This is a genomic window from Rhodanobacter fulvus Jip2 (assembly GCF_000264315.1).
In the GTDB taxonomy this organism is placed as follows: Bacteria; Pseudomonadota; Gammaproteobacteria; order Xanthomonadales; family Rhodanobacteraceae; genus Rhodanobacter; species Rhodanobacter fulvus.
The window spans coordinates 13,360-33,487 of the sequence record NZ_AJXU01000021.1; the positions used below are offsets into that span (position 1 = coordinate 13,360).

At 64.0% G+C, this 20,128-nt stretch carries 18 protein-coding genes; 8 read left to right on the forward strand and 10 right to left on the reverse strand.

Going from position 1 to position 20,128, the window contains the following annotated elements; all coding sequences use genetic code 11:
• The first annotated feature begins 132 nt into the window (after positions 1-132).
• From UU9_RS04135 to UU9_RS04170, 8 genes are all read left to right on the forward strand, one after another.
• On the forward strand, positions 133-669 hold the full coding sequence (locus tag UU9_RS04135) for an XrtA/PEP-CTERM system exopolysaccharide export protein (protein WP_007080462.1): 537 nt from the start codon (positions 133-135) through the stop codon (positions 667-669).
• Between the two features lie 27 nt (positions 670-696).
• Entirely contained in the window at positions 697-2,247 is a 1,551-nt protein-coding gene (locus UU9_RS04140) for an XrtA system polysaccharide chain length determinant (protein ID WP_040670244.1), read from the forward strand.
• A complete protein-coding gene (locus UU9_RS04145) occupies positions 2,244-3,038 on the forward strand; it encodes a P-loop NTPase family protein (protein WP_007080464.1) in 795 nt (264 codons plus the stop codon). Before UU9_RS04140 ends, UU9_RS04145 begins: the two co-directional genes overlap by 4 nt.
• Before the next feature lie 158 nt (positions 3,039-3,196).
• Complete coding sequence (locus UU9_RS04150; protein ID WP_007080465.1) at positions 3,197-4,498, forward strand: porin family protein; 1,302 nt, start codon at positions 3,197-3,199, stop codon at positions 4,496-4,498.
• Positions 4,495-5,280, forward strand: a complete 786-nt coding sequence (locus UU9_RS17245) for an alpha/beta fold hydrolase (protein ID WP_007080466.1) — start codon at positions 4,495-4,497, stop codon at positions 5,278-5,280. Before UU9_RS04150 ends, UU9_RS17245 begins: the two co-directional genes overlap by 4 nt.
• Positions 5,277-6,101: an alpha/beta fold hydrolase gene (locus UU9_RS04160; RefSeq protein ID WP_007080467.1), complete on the forward strand. Its 825-nt coding sequence runs from the start codon at positions 5,277-5,279 to the stop codon at positions 6,099-6,101. Before UU9_RS17245 ends, UU9_RS04160 begins: the two co-directional genes overlap by 4 nt.
• A gap of 83 nt (positions 6,102-6,184) precedes the next feature.
• Complete coding sequence (locus UU9_RS04165) at positions 6,185-7,924, forward strand: hypothetical protein (protein ID WP_237710208.1); 1,740 nt, start codon at positions 6,185-6,187, stop codon at positions 7,922-7,924.
• 54 nt (positions 7,925-7,978) lie between these two features.
• A complete protein-coding gene (locus UU9_RS04170) occupies positions 7,979-9,079 on the forward strand; it encodes a hypothetical protein (RefSeq protein WP_007080469.1) in 1,101 nt (366 codons plus the stop codon).
• A gap of 32 nt (positions 9,080-9,111) precedes the next feature.
• On the opposite strand, the gene UU9_RS04175 is transcribed toward UU9_RS04170, so the two are convergent.
• From UU9_RS04175 to UU9_RS04220, 10 genes are read right to left on the reverse strand one after another with little or no spacing between them, the layout of a single operon-like run.
• Positions 9,112-9,912 carry a polysaccharide deacetylase family protein gene (locus UU9_RS04175; RefSeq protein ID WP_007080470.1) on the reverse strand — a complete coding sequence of 267 codons (801 nt, stop codon included), beginning with the start codon at positions 9,910-9,912 and terminating at the stop codon, positions 9,112-9,114.
• Positions 9,909-10,706 (reverse strand): formyltransferase family protein, encoded by a 798-nt coding sequence (locus UU9_RS04180; RefSeq protein WP_156804178.1) that lies wholly within the window; start codon positions 10,704-10,706, stop codon positions 9,909-9,911. The genes UU9_RS04175 and UU9_RS04180 overlap by 4 nt, the downstream gene beginning before the upstream one ends.
• Positions 10,703-11,857: a hypothetical protein gene (locus UU9_RS04185; protein WP_237710209.1), complete on the reverse strand. Its 1,155-nt coding sequence runs from the start codon at positions 11,855-11,857 to the stop codon at positions 10,703-10,705. Before UU9_RS04185 ends, UU9_RS04180 begins: the two co-directional genes overlap by 4 nt.
• Positions 11,858-11,868: 11 nt before the next feature.
• Positions 11,869-13,041, reverse strand: a complete 1,173-nt coding sequence (locus tag UU9_RS04190) for a glycosyltransferase family 4 protein (RefSeq protein ID WP_007080473.1) — start codon at positions 13,039-13,041, stop codon at positions 11,869-11,871.
• Positions 13,038-13,673 (reverse strand): polysaccharide deacetylase family protein, encoded by a 636-nt coding sequence (locus UU9_RS04195; protein WP_007080474.1) that lies wholly within the window; start codon positions 13,671-13,673, stop codon positions 13,038-13,040. The genes UU9_RS04190 and UU9_RS04195 overlap by 4 nt, the downstream gene beginning before the upstream one ends.
• Complete coding sequence (locus UU9_RS04200) at positions 13,670-14,842, reverse strand: glycosyltransferase family 4 protein (RefSeq protein WP_040670225.1); 1,173 nt, start codon at positions 14,840-14,842, stop codon at positions 13,670-13,672. Before UU9_RS04200 ends, UU9_RS04195 begins: the two co-directional genes overlap by 4 nt.
• A 3-nt stretch (positions 14,843-14,845) precedes the next feature.
• Entirely contained in the window at positions 14,846-15,955 is a 1,110-nt protein-coding gene (locus tag UU9_RS04205; protein WP_007080476.1) for a glycosyltransferase, read from the reverse strand.
• Positions 15,952-17,310, reverse strand: a complete 1,359-nt coding sequence (locus tag UU9_RS04210; protein WP_007080477.1) for a phenylacetate--CoA ligase family protein — start codon at positions 17,308-17,310, stop codon at positions 15,952-15,954. Before UU9_RS04210 ends, UU9_RS04205 begins: the two co-directional genes overlap by 4 nt.
• Positions 17,310-18,860 (reverse strand): oligosaccharide flippase family protein, encoded by a 1,551-nt coding sequence (locus tag UU9_RS04215; RefSeq protein WP_007080478.1) that lies wholly within the window; start codon positions 18,858-18,860, stop codon positions 17,310-17,312. The genes UU9_RS04210 and UU9_RS04215 overlap by 1 nt, the downstream gene beginning before the upstream one ends.
• The gene (locus UU9_RS04220) at positions 18,857-20,119 is read right to left on the reverse strand and encodes an O-antigen ligase family protein (RefSeq protein ID WP_007080479.1); all 1,263 of its coding nucleotides are present in this window, start codon (positions 20,117-20,119) and stop codon (positions 18,857-18,859) included. Before UU9_RS04220 ends, UU9_RS04215 begins: the two co-directional genes overlap by 4 nt.
• Positions 20,120-20,128 lie beyond the last annotated feature (9 nt).

Consider the following 20,128-nt stretch of genomic DNA (forward strand, 5'->3'; position numbering starts at 1 on the left):
GCTTATGTTACCTTTCCCGTTCTCAAACCCACCAATATGGCCGTCATGAAGAGTCTCTGCAGTCTCCTCACGTTGTCTCTCGTCCTGCTGCTTGCCGGATGTGCCTCCACGCGGGGGTCGAACCAGGCTCCGGTGCTCAACCCCGAGGCCCACGCGGTGAGCTCGTACCACATTGGTGTAGACGACCAATTGCAGATTTCCGTGTGGCACAACCCGGATCTCAGCGTCAGCGTGCCGGTGCGTCCGGATGGCAGGATCACGGTGCCGCTGATCGGCGATGTCGAGGCCGGTGGCCATACGCCCGAGGAGGTCGCCGCGGTCATCAAGGACAAGCTGCAATCCTACGTGCGTGATCCGCAGGTGGCAGTCATCCTCACTCAGCTTCGCAGCCATGAATACCTCTCGCGCGTACGCGTGACAGGCGCCGTGCGTACGCCGGTATCGGTACCTTATCGCCAGGGCATGACCGTGCTGGATGCCGTGCTCGCTGCTGGCGGCACCACCGAGTTCGCCGCGCCGGACAGGACCGAGCTGTATCGCAAGAGCGACGATGCCACCACCAAGTCCTATGCCGTCCACCTTGGCGACATCCTGCAAAAGGGCGCGTTGGACACGAACTACCCAGTGCAACCGGGCGACGTCATCACCGTGCCACAGCGCTCGTTCTGAGCCAGGCCGGGGATGCAGGGGATCAACATGAATGAACAACCCACCTCGTTGCAGGCCCTGGTGCCTGTATTGCTGAGCGAGGCGCGGCGTCATCGCGTCGGCCTTGGCGCGCTGTTTGCCGTCATTGCGCTGGCCGCCCTGATCGTCGGGGTACTGTGGCCAAAGAAATACGACGCTTCCGTCACCATCCTGGCGCAGGAAAGCAGCATCATCACGCCGCTGATGGAGGGAGCCGCCACACCCACTGGCACGGCAAACCGTGCCGGCATTGCGCGCGCCGTGATCTTCAGCGCCAAGGTGATGGATGAAATCCTCGTCGCGGGCGGTTGGATGGCTACACATCCCAGTGCGATCGAGCAGGATCGCATCATCGACGGCATCAAGGGCCGCACGACCATCCGGTACGGTCGCGACAACCTGATCACCATCAGCTACCACGACGTCGATCCCAAGCGCGCGTACATCGTCACGCGTCAGTTCGGCCAGCTTTTCATCAGCGAGAGCCTGGCGTCCAAGCAGCGTGAAAGCCGCGATGCCTACGAGTTCATCAATGGCCAGGTCGAGACCTACCGGGAGAAGCTGACCACGGCCGAAAACAAGCTCAAGGAATACCGAGAAGCCAACGTCGACGCCCGGCCCGGCAGCGAAGCCGATACCGCCTCACGGATCAGCCAGTTGCGCACGCAGGTCGAAAATGCGCACATGGACCTGATGGAGAAAAGGTCGCAGGAGGCGTCCCTGGTCGCTCAGCTTTCAGGTGAATCGGAGATCAGCTCCGTACAGACCGTCGAAGGCGTCTATCACGCCCAATTGGCAGACCTGCAGACCCAGCTCGACAAACTGCTGATGACCTACACGAGCGAATATCCCGACGTGGTGCGCGTTCGCCATCAAATGCAGGATTTGCGTCAGCAGCTGACGCAGTCCGAACAGCGCAAACAGAGCGCGCGTCTCGCCGGCACGCCCACCACCATCGACAACAACGCAAAATTCAACCCGCTTTATCAGCAATTGAAAAGCCAGCTGTCGGCGTTGCGCGGCGACATCGCCGCCACCAACGCCCGCATGGCTGCAAGCCAGACCATGCTGAAAGCCGAGCTGGAGCGCAGCAAGCGCATCGCCGGCTCCGAGAACGCCACGTCCGAGCTCACCCGCGACTACGACGTCAACCGGGATGTCTACCAGGACCTGCTGAAGCGGCGTGAGAACGCACGGGTTTCGATGAACCTCGACGCCGGCCAGCGCGGCCTGACCTTCATCGTGCAGAATCCGGCCGTGATGCCGCTGACTCCTTCGGGTCTGCGCTTCATGCATTTCGGCCTGGCCGGCATGCTCCTGGCACTGGCTGCGCCGTGCGGCCTGCTTTTCACCATTGCCCGGTTCGATCCACGGATACGTTCGGCGGAACAGCTTGAGCGATTGACCGGCCTGACCACGCTGGCGACGGTTCCGTTCTATTCCACGCCGCAGGATCAACGAAAGGGACGGTTGCAGAATATGGCTGTCATATTGACCGTGGCCGGCGTCTTTGCTGCCTACGCGATTCTTTTCTGGCTCAAACTGCGGGGGATGGCATGAACGCGAAGAACCGCGGAAGCACGCCGCCGGGTAACGGAGCCAGCGTCGAAAACGACGCCGCCCTCGTCGTACCTGCTGGCGCGCTGCCCAACCAGGGTTCGCCCAGCAACTCGATCGCGCTGATGGCCGAACCGGGTCAGCTTGCACCACAGCAGTTGGGCCAGCGGCGACTCATCCATCGCGATCCATCGGTGCGCAAACAATCGGACGCGTTTCGCGAAATCCGCACGCGTTTGCTGGAACTGGCGGGTACACAGAATTTCGTGACACTGCTGGTGTCGGTAAGCCCGCGATCCGGCAGCAGCTTCGTGGCGCGCAACCTCGCCGCCGCTTTCGCCTTCGATGAAAGCAAGACCAGCTTGCTGATCGACTGCAACCTGCGCTACCCGGAACAGCACAAGGCGCTGGGCGTGGACGCCAACCAGGGTGGATTGATCGATTTTCTCGAACACCCGTCGCCGGGCATCAAGCCCATGATCTACCACACCGGCATTCCGCGGGTGCGGCTGATCCCCGCGGGACAAGCCCGCGAGAACAGCGGCGAATACTTTTCATCGTTCCGGATGCGCGCGGTCATCGATTCGCTGCGCTGCCGCTATCCCGACCGTTACATCTTTCTCGACGGTCCCACGATCAAGGGCTCGCCGGATGCGCGCATCCTGTCCGAACTGGCTGATTTCGTGGTTGTCGTTGCCGGCTATGGCCGCGACACGCCCAAGGCGATCAACCAGGCAGTCGCGCATTTCGACCCGGAAAAACTGGCCGGCGTCGTGTTCAATCACGCGCCCTGAGCGGGCGACGCAAGGGTCGAGGTTGGCGCGCGGTCATTCGTAATCGCGCGCCCGGCGCGAACCGTGAAGTCATCGGCAAATCAGTTTCAGCTTAGAAAAATACGCCGCAATACCGCCATCGACCGTCCTCGCACGCTCGTCCACAGGGAGGGATGAACATGTCGACACCCAGCAAGCTGGCCAGCGCCATTGCGCTGACTTTCGTCCTCGCTCCAAGTGCGACCATCGCCGGTCAGCTCGATTACAGCCTGTATGGTGGCGTCGCGCACAGCGACAACATCAACCTGACGGCGCATGACCCGATCAGCCAGACCATGCTGATCCCCGGCGTCAATTTCACCTATAACCAACAGGGTGAGGATCTGCAGGCCAACGTCATCGGCGACGTTGAATACCGCGATTATCTCGGCAACCGGTTCAAGGACCAGACCCAGGTCGAATTGGCCAGCCAGCTCAACTGGAGCGTATTACCTGACCGGCTGGATTTCGCGGTGCAGGACTACGCCGGCATCCAGCCACTGGACACGCTGGCCAGCGATGCACCGGGCAACCAGCAGCAAACCAACGTGTTTGCCGTGGGCCCCATCTACCATTTCCGGCTGGGCAGCACGGTACGCGGCCAGGCCGAGTTGCGCTATATCGACAGCTATGCGGAGAAAACCCGGGAGTTCAATTCCCACCGTAATCAGGGCGCGCTGCGCTTCGCCAAGATTCTGGGGCCGACCAGTCAGCTCTCGCTCAACGCCACCGTGCAACAGGTCGATTTCTACAACAACAGCGATTCGAACTACGACCGCAACGAGTTGTACGTCCGTTACGTCAGTCAACTGACTTTTTTCGACATCGACGCGGCGCTGGGTGAATCGCAGATCAATTACGATCGCGCCGGCGCGCGCACACAATCGAGTCCGTTGGCACGTGCCACGCTGAGCTGGCGCCCCACCGAAAGCAGCACCTTCTCGGCCAACGTAATCCGGCAATACTCCGATGCCGCGCAGGACATGATGTTGATGCCGGGTCAGTCGCCACTCGCCAACACCACGGGCATCAGTACCGGCGACGCCGTGGTCAGCTCCGAGGTTTACCTGGAGCGCAGCGTGCGGCTGACCTATGCGCTGCGCACCGAGCGCCTGACGTTCTCGATCAGTCCGAGCTACCGCAAGCTCGGTTACGGCAACGACCCCACCTACGACCAGACCGGGCGCGGCGGCAATGTCGCCATCGACTACCGGTTGCGCCCAACCATGACCCTTTCGGCTTTCGCCAGTGGGGAGCAACTGAAATACCACACCCTTTCCCGACGCGACAAAACCGTCACCTACGGACTGGAACTGGCAGACCAATGGACCGAGCACTGGAGCTGGCGTGCAGCACTTACGCAGCAACGCCGCACGAGCAACGTGCCTGATCAGGGTTTCCACGAAACCCTGGCCTACGTTGGAATCGTTTTCAAACGATGATTGCGCGGCACGATGCCGAGCGCCCCCTCTTTTTCGGGGCGGACCAGGGCTTGTTCGGCATCTATCATCCGCCCGCCGTGCCTGCCACGCAGGCCGTCCTGCTGTGTCCGCCACTGGGGCAGGATCACATCCGCAGCCACCGGCTCTATCGCCAGTTGGCCACGGCGCTGGCCGCCGCGGGCGTGCCGGCGCTGCGTTTTGATTTCCATGGCAGCGGGGATTCGGCCGGCGACAGCACGGACATCCGCTGGAATCGCTGCCTCGCGGACACCACCGCTGCCGCCGCCGAACTGCGACAACTCAGTGGCTGCGAGCACATCGCGCTTTTTGGCGCGCGCCTCGGCGGAAGCATCGCCCTCGCCGCCGCCGCGAACGTGAAGCCCGATCGGATAGTCGCCTGGGACCCGGTGCTGAACGGGCCCGACTACGTGGCCCGGCTCGATGCGTTGCAAGACAGCTTGCGCATCGATACCCGACGTTTCAACCAGGCCAGGACGGCAGAGGTGGCCGCCGGGCAGTGGCAGGGTTTCACAGTCGATGCCCGCCTTCGCCAGCAACTTGCGGAACTTCGTTTGGAACCGCCTGCCGTACAAGTGCGCCTGATCGAATCCGCGCTTCCGGTAACGACGTCGGCGGATCGGCAAAGGTTCATCGCCACCGGCGCGACCGTCACGACCCTGTCCTCATCCACACCCTGGGAGGAGCTGGAGCGGCTGGAGATGGCGATCATCTCGCATGAACTCGTTCAGTCCGCCAGCGGGCTTTTGCGGGAGCCGACATGACCGAGCAGGCTTTCCGTTTCGGACGCGCGGGACATCTGGTCGGCATTGCCGGATTGCCGTCGGTGGTATCGGCGCAAACCGGCATCATCCTGCTCAATGCCGGCCTGGTGCACCGTATCGGTCCCTTCCGGTTGCATGTCGCCATTGCGCGTCGACTGAGCGCTCGTGGCTACCCCACGCTGCGCTTCGACCTTTCCACGCTCGGCGACAGTGCCGCCAGCGACGAATCCCTGCCCCGCGCACAACAGGTCCGCGCCGATGTGGCCGATGCCATGGACCTCCTGGGCAAACAGGCAGGTTGCACCCGGTTCGTGCTGATCGGGTTGTGCTCCGGTGCGGAGAACGCCCATCTGGTGGCATGCAGCGACCCTCGCGTTGCCGGCGCCATCTTCCTCGATGGCTTTGCCTACCGGACGCCGGGTTTTCTGTTGCGGCACTACCTGCCCAAGCTGGCGAATCCCGTCCGCATCTGGCGCTTCGTACACCGCCGGCTGCGGCCCTCCAGGCAGGTTGCCGCACCGGATTTCGGCGTGGTCGCACCACCGCTGGGACAGGTCCGGGGGGAGCTTGCCGAGATGCTGCAGCGCGGGCTCAAGCTGTGCTTTGTCTACAGCGGCGGCACCAGCGAGTATTTCAACCATCGCCGCCAGTTCCGGGAATGCTACGGTGCCGTGGCGAACCATCCGGGAACCACCCTCGAATATTTCAAGGCGGCCGATCACACCTACATTCTTGAAGGTGACCGGCAACAGTTGGTCGATACCATCGAACGCTGGCTGCTCCTCAACCTCCCGCAGGTCACCGCGGGCGGCAGTGCGTAACCGGCGATCACCACGCATGTTCTGACTGCGGCAGGGATGCCGCAGTAGCGAAAAGCCCCATTCCCCAGACCGGTTGGATCCTCATGTTCCGCACTCTGTCATACGGTTCGACCCGCTGGGTACCAGCCCTGCTCACTCTTGTCGCGTGGATGTTCGCCAGTTGCCTCCACGCCACCCAGGTCGCGACCCCAGGCAGCAGCGCGCCGGCCATCGCATCCAGCGCGGCCGATCGCAGCGTGGTGCAACTGGGGCAAGTGGCCGTAAGCGCCATCGCCGAAGCGGATTCACGCTGGCAGACGATCACGTTGCATCGCCATGGTGCCGAGGGCAACGCCGTCGCGGTCACCCTGGGCATCCCGTTTCCGCCGCACATGCTGCGCGACGCCAGGCGCGTGCTTATCCTCGATGAAGAAGGCCAGACGATTCCCGCGCACGTCGAACCTACGCTGCACTGGTACATCAACGGCGGCGGCATCCGCTCCGTGAAGGTGCAGTTCCGGACCACACTGGACGGCAACACCCGCACGCTCCACTTCGCCGTGGGCGATCCCGACGGAAAAACGGCCGACGGCTGGGCGTACACCGACGGCTTGATCAAGGACGCGGACGGTGTGCTGGTGCCTGCCGTGCTTGCCACGCTGAGCCCCGAGTGGATGTCGACCTCGCTGATCGCCGGACCACAGCGTCCCGCCGTGCCCAAATCCGCCTACGATCGCTACTTTGCCACCCAGTTCCGCTGGGCCGAGGCGCTGCCCCGCGAGAACGGTGCCGCATGGCTGTTCGATCGCCCCACCACGTTGTTCCAGCAATACGTCCGCACCGGCCGCGTGGATTATCTGGCCGCGGCCACACAAAGCTATCGTTTCTACATGGAGCACATCCGGCGTCACGGCGCGCCCGGCTGGCCGCTGTGCGGCGGTGGCTGGAGCCTGGGCGAGGTCAATGTCTGCGACCCCAAGTACGTCTATATCGAACCGATCCTGCTTGCGCTCGGGCTCACGGGCGACGACAGCGAACACGACGCGGACCTGATCCAGCGCATGATGGGTGCATGGGATACCGGCGGCTGGAGCATACCCGTCGGCCCCTACCTCAAGCCGGACCAGTTGTTCACCGAACGCCAGGCCGGGCTCGGCCTGATCGCCGCGGTCAGCGCGTACGAAATCACTGGCGAGAAACGCTATCTCGACGGCATCAAGAACCGCCTGGGCTGGCTCTACCAGCACCAGCAACACAACCTCGATGGCCTCGGCGTTGACGGCTCCTGGCGCAACAGCTGGCAGGTGCATGAAGGTAACGACCACGACCCCGCCACCGACATCCGCGGCTCATCACCCTGGATGACCGAGAACATCATCGACGGCCTGTGGCACGCCTGGCTCGCCACCGGCGACAAGCGCATTCCGGTGATGATCACCGCCTTTGGCCGCTACATGGAGCGCTACGGCTGGATTGACCCGAAAGTGATGAAGGAAGCCGGCGTCGACTGGCGCAACCCCTGCAGCGGGCCGAACGGACAGATCAGCTGGTACTGGTCGTCTGCCCACGCCACAACGCAACAGTTGATCGCCGTGCAGAGTTCCGAAGGCTGGTACAGCGACTCGCACAACGTGGAAATGACCTTGCCGGTAGCTGCCGCCCGCTATTTCGAGACCGATCCCGAGCAGCAGAAGGCGCTCGATCGGCGACTGAAACTGCTGTCCAGTTCATACAACCTCGACTGCGCCGACGGGCGCGCCACGCCGCGGCGCTTCAATTGGAACAACCGCGGCGTGGGCGTGGTGCAATGGTTCATGGAGCAGTTCGGATCAGGCGCGGACTGAGTTTTTCACAAACCGACAACCGGCGAGAAAGCCGCAACCTTTGCAGAGGCTCGCATGAGTCAGCCGAACATCGATGACGGTCGCCGATTCGCCGGTGCAGCCCCTTCGGCCTATACGCAAATCGATGCCAACATCGAGCAGGACCGTGCGACAGCGGCAGGCGTCTGGGATGGCATTCTGGGCTGGACGGGGCGCTTTCCCGAGATGTACGACGCCTTTTACCGCGACTGTCCTGGCGGTCGGCCCGTGCTGAAGTTCTTGCGCCACGAACCGAGTCAGACGATTGTCGGTACCGGGGGGGTGGGACCGCGCCGCGTATTGTGGCGCGATCTGGAGATCCGCGCGGGCGTGCTGGCTCATTTTTGCGTTACGCCGACACACCGCTCGGTGAAGCCTGCCATCTTCATGCTTCGGTCGATGGTGGAGGCCGCGAGGGGCCGGTTCGATGTGTTGTATGGATTTCCAAGACCCAAGGCCGCGGCGATCTGCAAGCTCGCCGGTTACAAAGTAGGCGGGGAACTGATCCGGCGCGTGAAAATACTGCGCCATGAAAATTACGCTGCACGCTTCCTGCCACGCCCACTCGCCATCCTCGTCGGGCGGCTGATCGACTTGGTCTTTCGCATCAGCGACATCGCCCGCCACCCCACTGGGCGCGCCACGCCATTCGCCGAATGGACAGACGCCGTCGACCCGCGCATGGGTGAACTTTGGGAGAAAACGGACCACGGAGACGGCTGGACCGCGGTCCGCGACACCGAAACGCTGCGCTGGCGTTTCGACCGCCTGCTTTCTACCAGGCGTTGCTATCTCTTGCTCGGCGATGCTCCCGGGGGCCCGCTTTCAGCCTGGTTTGCGTGCGACACCCATCCACGCGATGCGAGCATTCTCACCATCAACGACTTCTGGTCCAAGGATGGCCTGAATGCCATCGATCCCAGCGCGGTAAGGACCCTGTGCCGCGCCGCGCGTGACGAAGGTTTCCATGCACTGGAGCTGCGGTTCACCGGTTCGGAACAGGCCCACGCAAGCTGGGCCAACGAGGGATTCACCGAACGCGGAAGACAGCCGCTGTACGTACTTTGGCTCAACCCCGACTTGGCCGGCGAGCTCGCGGGCAAGATGCACATCACCGACATCGACAACGACGGGTAGCCCCTCGGGCGGAGCCGCTCCATGGGTGCTCTTCAAATTCCAGCAGATGGCCGCGGCCTCTCCAGCCGGCTACGCCGCACCCAGCGATACAGCGGCCGCGCCCAGCGCTTGAGAGGTTTCTTCAGGTTCCACGCCAGCCACTGACGCTGGCGCGCCATGCCGCTGCCCAGCGCCAGCTCCAGCGCACGCTGCGCGGGCATGCCGCGCCAAAGCGTGTAGCGGCCAAGGACTAGACATCCATCGACGATATGAGTGCCCACCGTGGGCTCCGACGTGAACAGGTAGCGGATGCCGGCCGCCGCTGCCGCCTGTGCCACCTGCCGCGAGTAGAACCCGCCCGGCACCGATGCCACGGTTACCGGCGCGCCCAGCAATCCGGACAGGATGTCGACGCTCTGCTGCCACTCGTGCTCGAGTTCGGCCATCGAGAGGCGGGAAATTTCCGCCGGGTGCGTGTGCGAATGACTTCCCACCACATGACCGGCGGCGTGCAGCGCCACCACATCCTCGGCGCTGACAAACCCTTGCTGGCCAATCTGCGCCGTGGTGACGAGGAAGTGTCCGACCATGCCCCGCCTGGTCAATGCCGCCGCCACGGCGACGGCACTCGCACCGCCATCATCGAAGGTGAGCAGGCCGTTGCCCGTTGCCGCAGCAGACGATGCCCCGGTGACCGCCGCAAAGCGCGGACCACGTGCAGCCAGCACCCCCAGATGCGCGTCGAACTCGGCCACGTCGAGCTTGTAGTGGCCCGCCGCGCCACCCGGAAAACCGCTGGCGTCAGCCTGCCCCGGCTCGACCACGTCGTGGTACATCAGCGAAGGAATCTTCATCGTGCAGTCGCCTTGGCCACGGCACGGCGCCAACCCAGGTAACGAGTCAACCACGGCTGCCCCCAGTTGGCGCTGGCCCTGCCATGCGTATCGATCGGTTGCGCCGTACCGGCGGCGATCTGGCCGAAGCGGTCGGCCAGTGCGTCGAGGTTTTCCGACACCACGCGATACTGGATCACGTTGTACGACTCGCGCTTTTCATCGAAGGGATAGCTGTAGTGGCCGTAGACCGGACCGGTGTCGACACCCGCATCGACCTTCAGCAAGGTCATCCCAACCCGGGTCAGGTCGCGCTCCGCCAGTGCCCAGAAGCAGCCGTGGGCATTGCGGTATTCCGGACAGATGCCGGGATGCAACACGAAACAGCCCAGCCGAGGCAGGTTGATCAGTTTCTTCTTCAGCAACTGCTTGCAGCGGGCCAGCATCAGATCCGGCGCGATGCCGCGCAAAAACTCCAGTACCTCGGCATCGTTGACGCTGGCAGCCACGATCTGCGGCACCACCGGCGGAGCCCCGTAACGACGGCGCATGTCCGCCAGCGCCTGGCGTGTCCAGGCATGATCGCGCGCTGCGATCGCCAGGCGCTGATAGATGCGCATCGCCACCACATCCAGAAAGCGCAGCACGCCGACACGGCGCAACTCGCGCCGGAACCGCGCACGCTTCTGCGCCGCCGTCTCATCGAGCAGCACGATGCCCGCCAGCTCGGTGAAGGACCCCAGCCAGGCGGCCAGGCCCTCACGGTCGAAGTCGTCGCCGGCATGACAGATCAGCACGCTGCGCATGGGCTTCATCGCGCAGCGTGCGGCGGAGGCGGCAGTTCGAAATCGCGCCAGTCGTTCGGATTGCCGCTCTTGCCCGCCTCCGCCGCCTTGATGATGTTGTACATCTCGCGCGCGGTCACGTAGTGCAGCACGTGGCGGCTGCCGTCGTTGTACGCCGTTTCCAGATGGCGATGCATGGTGTGTGCAGCCTCGCCCAGCAAGGTATCCATGTCGCGCTCTTGCGTGCCATGCGTGTGCACCTTGATGAAGATCCACTCCGGCCGGCCTTCGACGTGGATGCCGGTGCGCACCCAGTCGTCCACGCGCGCCGGCGTGGGCGGACAGGCACGGCGCACGTCCGAGGCCTCGATGCGGGGAATCAGGCCGAACCGCCGCTCACGCCAGTTCAGGCCCAGCGGCCCCTGCACGATCATCAAGTCACCGCTGGGCTTGCCACCCACCCGCACCAACTCGCCGGTGTTGTGCGATTTCGGGCGCAGCGGATCGTCGGTGGCGTAGTAGATCGCGTTGATCATCCGCGTCTGCGTATCGCTCGGTGCCGACGGCAGGGTGAAATCGGCATAGCAGCCCAGCTCACGCAGCAGGGTCAATTCGTTGTTGATGCCGCACCAGCGGCCGTCGGCGCGCGAGTTGTCCAGGCTCCAGTTGCCGTGGATAAAACCGAAGCGCAACTGTCCGGTGCGCGGATCGCGCGGCAACGCGCCATGGCGCTCGTGCAGCAGCTTGTTGAAGCGGTCGATGGTCGCGTTGAAGTTTTCGGCGGTATCGTTGTCGTGATGCAGGTGGATCTCGATCTCGCCAAAGCCGTCGGCGCACAGGCTGGCGAGCTTGTCGAGATGTTCCTCGACGTACTCTTCCTCGGGATAGAAGAAGCTGTGTTGCGGCGGGCGGCCATCCGCATCGCGATGCGCGCCGGCCAGCGCGCGATAGTCGCGGCACCAGCGATCCACCCGCGCGCGCTGGGTGGCCATGTCGACCCGGCCCCAGTTCGGCTCGAAGTGGTCGACGAAACAGAACATCACGTGGACCGGCCCATCGACCGGCGGTGGTCGCTTCCGGCGCAGGTAACTGCCCAGCCATATCTGCATGTTGCGGGCGCGGATCGCCCAGCTCAGCAACGCCGCCGCCCCGATCAGCAGCAGTACGAAAAGCGTCAACACGACAGTCCACATCAGCGTGTTACCTCCGCCGGCACCAGCGTCAGCAACTGCTCGGCATTGTTGCGCCACTGGCGCTCGCGGGCGATATAGTCGCGCGCCGCCGCACCGACGCGGCGACGCTCCTCCGTCTGGGTTGCAAGATCCAGCACGCGCTGTACGCAGGCATCGGTCTGTCGGCGCGGAAACAACCAGCCGGTGCGGCCATCGTCGATCACTTCGGCAACCGGCGCATAGTCGGGTGCCACCACGGCCACGCCCATTGCCATCTGTTCGAACAGTTTCATCGGCGAACCGTACTGGTTGGAATCGGGCAACACGGCGTAGTCCATGCAGGCAATCCAGCTGGCGATTTCGTCATGCGCGACGCGACCGGGCAACAGCACGCGATCGCTCAGCCCGCGGCTGGCCACCAGCTCGCGCACGGCCGGCAGGGTGCGTCCATCGCCGACCAGCACCAGCGCCAGCTGCGGCGCTTCGGCCAGGCGTTGCGAGATGGCCTCGACAAAGCCATCGACGCCGTGCCAGCGCGCGAACACGCCGATATGGCCGCACACCACCCGCCCGGCCAGGCCGCGTTGCTCGCGCAGTTGCTCGCGGTCGAAACGGCTCGGGTCGAAACGCGCCAGATCCGCCGCATTGGGCGAGACTACCGACGGTGCGACCTGCGGGTAGGTCGCCTCGGCCTGGTCGCGGAAATAGCTGGAAATGAAAACCAGACCGGTGCAATGGCGCAGACACCAGCCTTCGATGCGACGCGCAAGGCGTTTCAGCCGCAAGGGACGCACGCGTTCCACCAGCGCTGAATCGTTTATTTCGAGCACCACGGGAATGCCGTGGCGCCGTGCCAGCCAGATGGTGGCGCACAGGAACAGCGAATAGCGCTCGTAGATCAACTGTGGTTGCAGGCGGCGAATGGCAGCGGCCATGCGGAACAGAGTGACCACGTTGTAGGCCAGTTCCATGAACTCGAACAACACGCCGGGCAACTTCGCCACGGCGCCAGCCAATCGCCCCTTGCCGGCCGACGCCTGCGCCGTCGGAGCGGGTTCGTGCTCGGGATCGGCGCCGGGAAACGACATCACCGTGACCTGGTGGCCCAGCTCACGCAACGCGTTGACGATGCCGCGGATATGCACGCCCTCGACATGCCTGCCGCGGGTGCGATGGTGGTAGAGAATTCTCATGAGGCTTCCGGAAGCAGGGCCTGGAACGCGTGGCCTTCGGCACACCATTGCGGCAGCAGCATGGCCAGCGCTTCGCCGGCCAACGCACTGTCATCGTGCATCAATACGATATCGCCGGCCTGCGGCGGCCGGCGCCGCAACCGGGCGGCAAGCTCTGTCGACGACTGACCGCGATAATCCATGCTGTCATACGACCAGTAGGCGATGCTGCGGCCACGACGGGCGAGGTGCAGGAACAGCGGCAGGGGCAGGACGCCTTGCGGTGGCCGCACGCGGTGTCGGGGCTGATGGTCGAAGCCGGCCAGCAATACGTCCGTTCGCTCCAGCTCCGCCACCTGCTCGCGCAGGGACAACCGTCCGAACCGGTTGTGACTCCAGGAATGGTTGCCCAGCAGGTGCCCCTCGGCCACGATCCGCTCGATCACGGCGGGGTGCCGCTCCGCCCGATCGCCCACCACGAAAAAACTTGCCCGGATATCGTGCGCGGCCAGCAGATCCAGCAGGCGCGGGGTGTGTTCCGGATGCGGGCCATCGTCGAAGCTGAGAAACCGGGCATGGCGCGGGCCATGGGTTTGCACCAGCGTATCCGGCAGCAAGCTCAACAGGTGTTGCTTTTTCAGTTTGAAATTCATGCGGCCGAACCGACGCGAGGTGGATGGACGGCTGTCTGCAGAATGCCGCTCAGCCGAGCCACATTATCGTCCCAACGAAAGCCGCTCGCGTGCGCGGCGATCCGGCTGCTGTCCCATTCGCGGGCAACGGCTTCCACCAGCGCCGCAGACAAGGCAGCCGGGTCCTGCGGCGGCACCAGCGACCCGGCGTAGTCGGGAACCACCTCGGGAATGCCGCCCACGCGGGTGGCGACCACCGGAATGCCACAGGCCATCGCTTCCAGGATCACGTTCGGCACGCCTTCGTTATGGCTGGGCAGACACAGCAGGTCGGCCGCGCGAAACCAGTCGCCCAGCGCTGCGTGCGGCACGGCACCGGCCAGCGATATGCGATCAGAACAAGCCAGCGCCGCCGCGCGTTCCAGCAATGCATCGCGGCACGGACCAGCACCGACGTAGATCAGTCGCGCCTGGGATTGTGTCGCCAGCAATGCCGGAAACGCTTCCAGCAGATCCAGACAGCCCTTGCTCGACTTCAAATTGCCCACGTAGAGCAGCAGCGGCTCTTCCGACGAAAGACCCAATCGCGTGCGTGCCTCGCTGCGCGAACCGGGGGCGAAGCGATCGCTGTCGACGCCGTTGTAGATGACGTGCACGCGATCGGGCGCCGCGCCGATCGCCACCGCCTTTTCGGCCAGCGCGCGGCTCACCGCCACCACCGCGCCCGCGCCGCGCAAGGCGGAGCGTATCTGCCGGCGGCGCAGCGGATAGCTGGCCTGCACGTTGAGGTCGCTGCCGTGCACCTTCACCACGTAGGGAATGCGCAATCGCCGCGCCAGCCAGCCTGTCGCGGCAGCATCGGGATAAGCCCAGCTGACCAGGATGCAATCGTAGCCAGCCGCGCGCAGCCGGCGCCCACGCTGCAGCCACAGCGACAACAACCACGTCATGGCATGCAACGAGCGGCCGAAGCGCGGCGGATAGAAGAACGTGAAGTAATCCGTGCGCAAACTGTCCACGCTGACCTCGCCGCGCACCCCGCGCAGGCGTTCGCGGAAATCCACCGCGGTAAGCACGTCGATATCGTGGTGCTGCCCCAGCCGCTCGAATTGCTGGCGATTGAACGCGCCGCGCAACGGATCCCATGGCGTCGGAAACAGGTTGGTGAGGATCAGTATCTTCAATCGCACGGCTCAGCCCACCGATGCCCGATACAGATCGGCATAACGCGCCGCCATGCTTTCCAGCGAACCATGCGCCTCCACCCACGTTCGCGCCGCTTGTGCCACGGCGTCAGCCCGTGCCGGTTGTGCCAGCAGCTCCCGCATTCCCGCCGCCAATGCCGCCGCGTCATTGGCAGGTACCAGCCTGCCTGTTTTTCCATCACGAATGATTTCACCGTTGCCACCGACATCGGTGGCCACGATCGGCAACGCCACGGCGCAGGCTTCCAGCAAGGCCATCGAATAGCCTTCGCTCACCGACGACAGCACGAACAGATCAAGCCCCTGCAGCAGCTCGCGCACATCATTGCGATCGCCGAGAAAATGCACGCTGTCCATTACCCCCTCGTCGCGCGCGGTTTGCTGCAGGGCGTCGCGCAACTCGCCGTCCCCGATCAGCACCAGCACCGTGTCGGGCTGCGGTTCGCGCAGCAGGCGGAACGCGCGAATCAGGCTGGCCTGATCCTTCGCCCAGTTCAGCCGGCCCACCGTGCCGATCACGCGGGTGGTGGCAGCGACACCGAGCAGTTGGCGCAACGACTGGCGCATGGCTTCCGATGCCTGGCGGAAGGACGCCAGTGGAATACCGTTCGGCACCACCCTGGCCTTTTCCCGCGGAACGATGCCGCGCTGGATGGCGTCCTTGCGCGCCGCCTCGCACACGGTGACGACAGCGTCCGTGCGCACCAGCGCGCGCCGGTAGAACCACTCGCGTCGCGCCGCCCGCCGGTTGCCACCCATGCCGTGGCGGGTATTGATGATCCGCCGCAAACCGAGCCCGCAGGTCGCCAGCACCGCCTGGTAATGGGCGACTGCATTGTGAGTGTGCAACACGTCGGTGGCATGCTCGCTGATCCGGCGCCGCGCACGCGCCAGCGCGCGCAGATCCAGGCCCTGCCGCTTGCCGCAGGCATGCACCGGAATCTGCAGTGCCGCCAACTCGTGCGCCAGCGTGCCCTCCTCGTAAAGGCACACCACCTGGCAGCGGTGCCCCTGCCGATGCTGGATCTTGACCAGTTCCAGAACCATGCGTTCCAGCCCACCGCGATTCAGGTTTTCCACGAAGTGCGTGATGTTCAAGACGGTAACTCGGACACGGTGACACGCAGCTTGCCGCTGGGCGTCAGTGGAATGTCGTCGACGAAACGGCAATCCAGTTCGACGCTGTCACCCAGTACCTTGACGACTTCGCGGCGGATGTAGGTCAGCGAGGCCTCATCGAAATCCGCGCCGCGCACGATGGCAAGATCGAGCCGATCCAGTTGACGCTGCACCAGCTGGAAGCGCTGAACGCCCGGCACGTCCTTCAACATATGCGGGAAAAACTCGCCGGGCAGCACGTGACCCGACGGCGTGCGAATGGCGTCCAGCACACGCCCGTCGACCCGAGTCAGCAGCGGCAGGCCACGACCGCAGCTGCAAGATTCGGTGGCCGCCGTAGCCATGTCGCCATTGGCATAGCGCAGGAACGGCATGCCGTAGTTGAACAGATCGGTGATCACTACCTCACCCGTGTGCGTATCCGGCGGCGCGTGCTGCGGCTTGTGCAGCTCGACCACCAGGTGATCGGCGTTCACGTGCAGGCCGTGGCGCTTCTCGCACTCCGCGGCGATCAGCATGAATTCGCGGCAGCCATAAGTATTGAAGGCCGGCGCGCCGAAAGCCTGTTCAATGATTTCACGCTGGAACTCGTGCAGGGCCTCGGCCGCGCCGATAATGCCCTGCGGCCGCCAGATGCGGCGCTTGTTGGCAATCAGCCACTGCGCCAGCCGCACCAGCGGGCCGACATACGCGACGATGATTTCCGGGCGGTAGCGATCGATGGCGTCGGCGTACTCGGCCATGTTGGCCTCGGTCATGTGGAAGCTGTTCAGCACATGCCGGGCGAAAAGCCGGTTGTAGATGGCGTCCTTCCATTGGTGCGTGCGGGTCGGCTCGCCCACCGCGCCGCCCCACAGAAACAGCGTGCGCCGCCCCATGCGCGAACCGGCCCACTCGTAGCCACGCCACATCACCGCCGTGCGCCGGTCGTTGCTTTCGCGCGTGTAGCCGAAACGCATCGGCTCGCCGGTGGAACCACCGGTAGCCTTGGTCAGCAGGCGGCCGCGCCAGGAGTCGGCCTGCAATTCATCGAAGTTGGCGCGGATATCCGCCTTGGTCAGCAACGGCAGCTTCGCGTAATCATCGAGGTTGCGTATATCCGCCGGCACCACACCCAGTTCGCGCCAGCGACGCTGGTAATAAGGCACTTCGCGATGGCAATGCTCAAGCAATCGCTTCAGGCGCTGCCACTGCAGCGCGGCGACCTGCTCCGGCGCCAGCCACTGGTCGCGCTGGTAGTCGGCCAGCCAGGCCAGCGTGTGGCGTCGTCGCAAGCCGCTTTCGTAGGCAGGAAACAATACGCGCCGAAATGCCGTTTCATACCAACCGCTCATCATGGATGCCTCGCTGCACGCGCACCGGCCCAGCCCAGAAACTGCCCCAGCATGCGCGGATGGCCACCTGCAAAACGCAGATGCAGCCCCTGCAACTGGCCGATGTCATCCTCGCTCCAGCATCCCAGTACCAGGGTCAGGCACAGATACGTGACCGATACCAGCACGCCGCCCAGCAGCAAGGTCCACAACGGCAGCAGATGCAAACCGAGCACGGGAAGGGCGACCATTGCCGCGCCAAGCCCCGAGAGAATGATGCGCAGCAAGCGGCCCCACTGCAGTCCCGTTCCACCCACCCGCACGCCGATGGCGACATACGCGGTCGAGCCGATCAGGGTTCCGGAAAGGATGGCGGCCACTGCGCCGTACAACCCGAAGTGCCGGATCAACACGACATCCAGGATGACTTTCATCAATCCGAAAATGATCGTGAGTATCAGGATGGTCTGTTGCCGGTCCGCACTGATCAGAAGGCTGCTTGCCCCTTGCGTCGCCGTGCCCACGCCGCCGGAAAAAATGAGCAGCGCGAATACCGGAGCCGCGGCGGCGTAGGAACTGCCATACAGCAAGGCGATCACCGGGCCGGCAAAACACACACCGAAGGTCACCACCGGAACCGCCAGCAACACGAGGTAGGACGTCACCATCGCGAAACGCCGCCCGGCCACGGCCTGTCCCTGACTCAACGCCTTGGCCATCATCGGCAACAACAAGGCACCAAACACGCCAGGCACCAGCAGGATGATGCCCGAAGCGAGCTGATAGGCCACCTTGAAATAGCCAGCCGACCTGGCGCTGTCGTACATGTTCAGAAACAGGATTTCCACGTCGCTGGCGATCAGGAAGCTGATAACCACCGTGGCGGACACGATGCGCAAATGTCGGCGCATGCGTTGCACCAGTGCCGCCGGTAGCGCGCCAAGCTTTGGAAGCATGGCCATCACGCGCTGGGCCTGGACATGCGAAACCGCCAGGAAAACCACGCTGGAGACGGCATACACCACCACAAACAGGAAGATGTCCCCCTTCATCAACATCGCAATGACGACCATGGCCAGGTTCAACGGCGCGGCCACCAGAGCCACCTTGGCCGTCGCGTCGAAAGCTTCGAAGCCCTTGGCCACCGCAATGTTGAACATGTAGGACGCGCGCATCACCATCGCGCCCAGCAGCAGCACGAACTCGAGCCGCTTGATGGGGATGGGAAAGCGGCTGCCCATGGAGAAATACAGCACCACCCCGATGCCCACCGCGGCGAGCATGTGCATGCGTTGAACGCGGCGCAAACGCCTGACCACGGGCACGATCAACTCGTCCTGGCCACTACCGCGCAATTCGGCCACAAACTTGATCACGCCGGTGGTGATGCCCGAGTTGGTGATGACCATGCCCACCGAGACAAACCACATGAACAAGCCATAGACACCGTAGAACTCGGGTCCGAGATGGCGGGCGATCATGATCGCCGCGAGCATGCCCAGGGCATACTCCGTATAGATTCCGACCGAGGAAAACACGGTATTGCGTAATGTCAGCGCGCGATTGCTCATGAGGTGTGCATCAATACTTCGACGATGACGAACAACGCGAAGATGCTGCCCAGGGCTATCGGTATCCAGCGCCACCAGCCTTCGGCCAGGCTGAAGGAAGGCAGCGACGGGTAGCGTTTGCGCACGCCGACGTAATAGCCCACCAGCACCGCGATCAGCAGGTACATCACCACCGTATAGCTGCGGCTGAGAAAGAAGGCGGCGGCAAACAGGCCCAACTGCGACAGCAACAAGGTCAGGGCCAGCGTGCGTTCGTCCGCCCATGCGCCAACCACACCCTCAGCCGCGGGCTGCGGCGGGCTCCGCAATACCTTCAACATCATCCAGAAGCCGTAGCCCACGAAGGCAAGCCAGGTAATGAAACCGAAGAAGCCGGTTTCGGCCAGCACCAGCACAAACGAGTTGTGGGCGGTGAGGTAGTTGTATTCGGTGAAGTTGCCCGCTCCCACGCCAAACAGCGGATGCGAAAGGAACATGTGCAAGCCTTCGTACCACGCATCAACGCGACCGGCAGCCGACGACTCGTCGGCGTCCAGCTCCTGCATGCGCGATGACAGAAGCTGCATGGCGACCAGGCCGACGCTGCCAAGTATTCCGGCTGTCACGATGCCGCGCTTGTACCAGACATAGGCGCCACCGATCGCCAGCACCGCAAGGAAGGCGCCGCGCGAATTGGTGAGGTAAACACCGTAAAGCAACAATCCCGCGGCCGCCAACCAGAAGATCCGGCGCAAAAAGCCACCCCGTCCGCTGAGGAAACAGGCCATCGGCAACACCGCGGCGAACAGCAGTCCCAGGTCGTTCGGGTCGTTGAAGATGCCCACGTACTGGATGCGGCCGTCCTCGGCCATGCCCACGCCGGTCCAGCCGATACCGTTCAGCGACTGGTCCACGCCGTGCAAGGCCAGCACGCACGCGCACAGGACGAATACCGCAAACGTCGTCGCAATGCGGCGTGGACTGTTGGCCGTCACCGTGGCCAGCACGAAGAACGCGATCATGGTGGGGCCAAATGCGGACAACACTTCCAATGCCCCGCCAGCCCAGCCCGCAGCTACCTGCGACATCATCATTGCCAGCAGGAAAACCGGCAGGATCATGAACTGAGGCGCAGCAAACGTCTTGGCCGACGACAGCAGCCAGCTGAAAAACGCCAGCAGCAGCACCACCGAAAGTATCGGCAGGCCGGTAAGCCCCGGCATGTAGTCCTGCGGACGAACGATGGTCAACGCGAGATAAAGAAGAATGAAAATGAGCATGCAACATCG

Excerpts from the sequence above, each read along its gene's own strand:
- UU9_RS04140 (WP_040670244.1), top strand. The coding sequence starts at position 697 with ATGAATGAACAACCCACCTCGTTGCAGGCCCTGGTGCCTGTATTGCTG.
- UU9_RS04215 (WP_007080478.1), bottom strand. The coding sequence starts at position 18,860 with ATGAGCAATCGCGCGCTGACATTACGCAATACCGTGTTTTCCTCGGTC.
- UU9_RS04220 (WP_007080479.1), bottom strand. The coding sequence starts at position 20,119 with ATGCTCATTTTCATTCTTCTTTATCTCGCGTTGACCATCGTTCGTCCG.
- UU9_RS04150 (WP_007080465.1), top strand. The coding sequence starts at position 3,197 with ATGTCGACACCCAGCAAGCTGGCCAGCGCCATTGCGCTGACTTTCGTC.
- UU9_RS04170 (WP_007080469.1), top strand. The coding sequence starts at position 7,979 with ATGAGTCAGCCGAACATCGATGACGGTCGCCGATTCGCCGGTGCAGCC.
- UU9_RS04210 (WP_007080477.1), bottom strand. The coding sequence starts at position 17,310 with ATGAGCGGTTGGTATGAAACGGCATTTCGGCGCGTATTGTTTCCTGCC.
- UU9_RS17245 (WP_007080466.1), top strand. The coding sequence starts at position 4,495 with ATGATTGCGCGGCACGATGCCGAGCGCCCCCTCTTTTTCGGGGCGGAC.
- UU9_RS04160 (WP_007080467.1), top strand. The coding sequence starts at position 5,277 with ATGACCGAGCAGGCTTTCCGTTTCGGACGCGCGGGACATCTGGTCGGC.
- UU9_RS04145 (WP_007080464.1), top strand. The coding sequence starts at position 2,244 with ATGAACGCGAAGAACCGCGGAAGCACGCCGCCGGGTAACGGAGCCAGC.
- UU9_RS04165 (WP_237710208.1), top strand. The coding sequence starts at position 6,185 with ATGTTCCGCACTCTGTCATACGGTTCGACCCGCTGGGTACCAGCCCTG.
- UU9_RS04180 (WP_156804178.1), bottom strand. The coding sequence starts at position 10,706 with ATGAAGCCCATGCGCAGCGTGCTGATCTGTCATGCCGGCGACGACTTC.
- UU9_RS04195 (WP_007080474.1), bottom strand. The coding sequence starts at position 13,673 with ATGAATTTCAAACTGAAAAAGCAACACCTGTTGAGCTTGCTGCCGGAT.
- UU9_RS04190 (WP_007080473.1), bottom strand. The coding sequence starts at position 13,041 with ATGAGAATTCTCTACCACCATCGCACCCGCGGCAGGCATGTCGAGGGC.
- UU9_RS04175 (WP_007080470.1), bottom strand. The coding sequence starts at position 9,912 with ATGAAGATTCCTTCGCTGATGTACCACGACGTGGTCGAGCCGGGGCAG.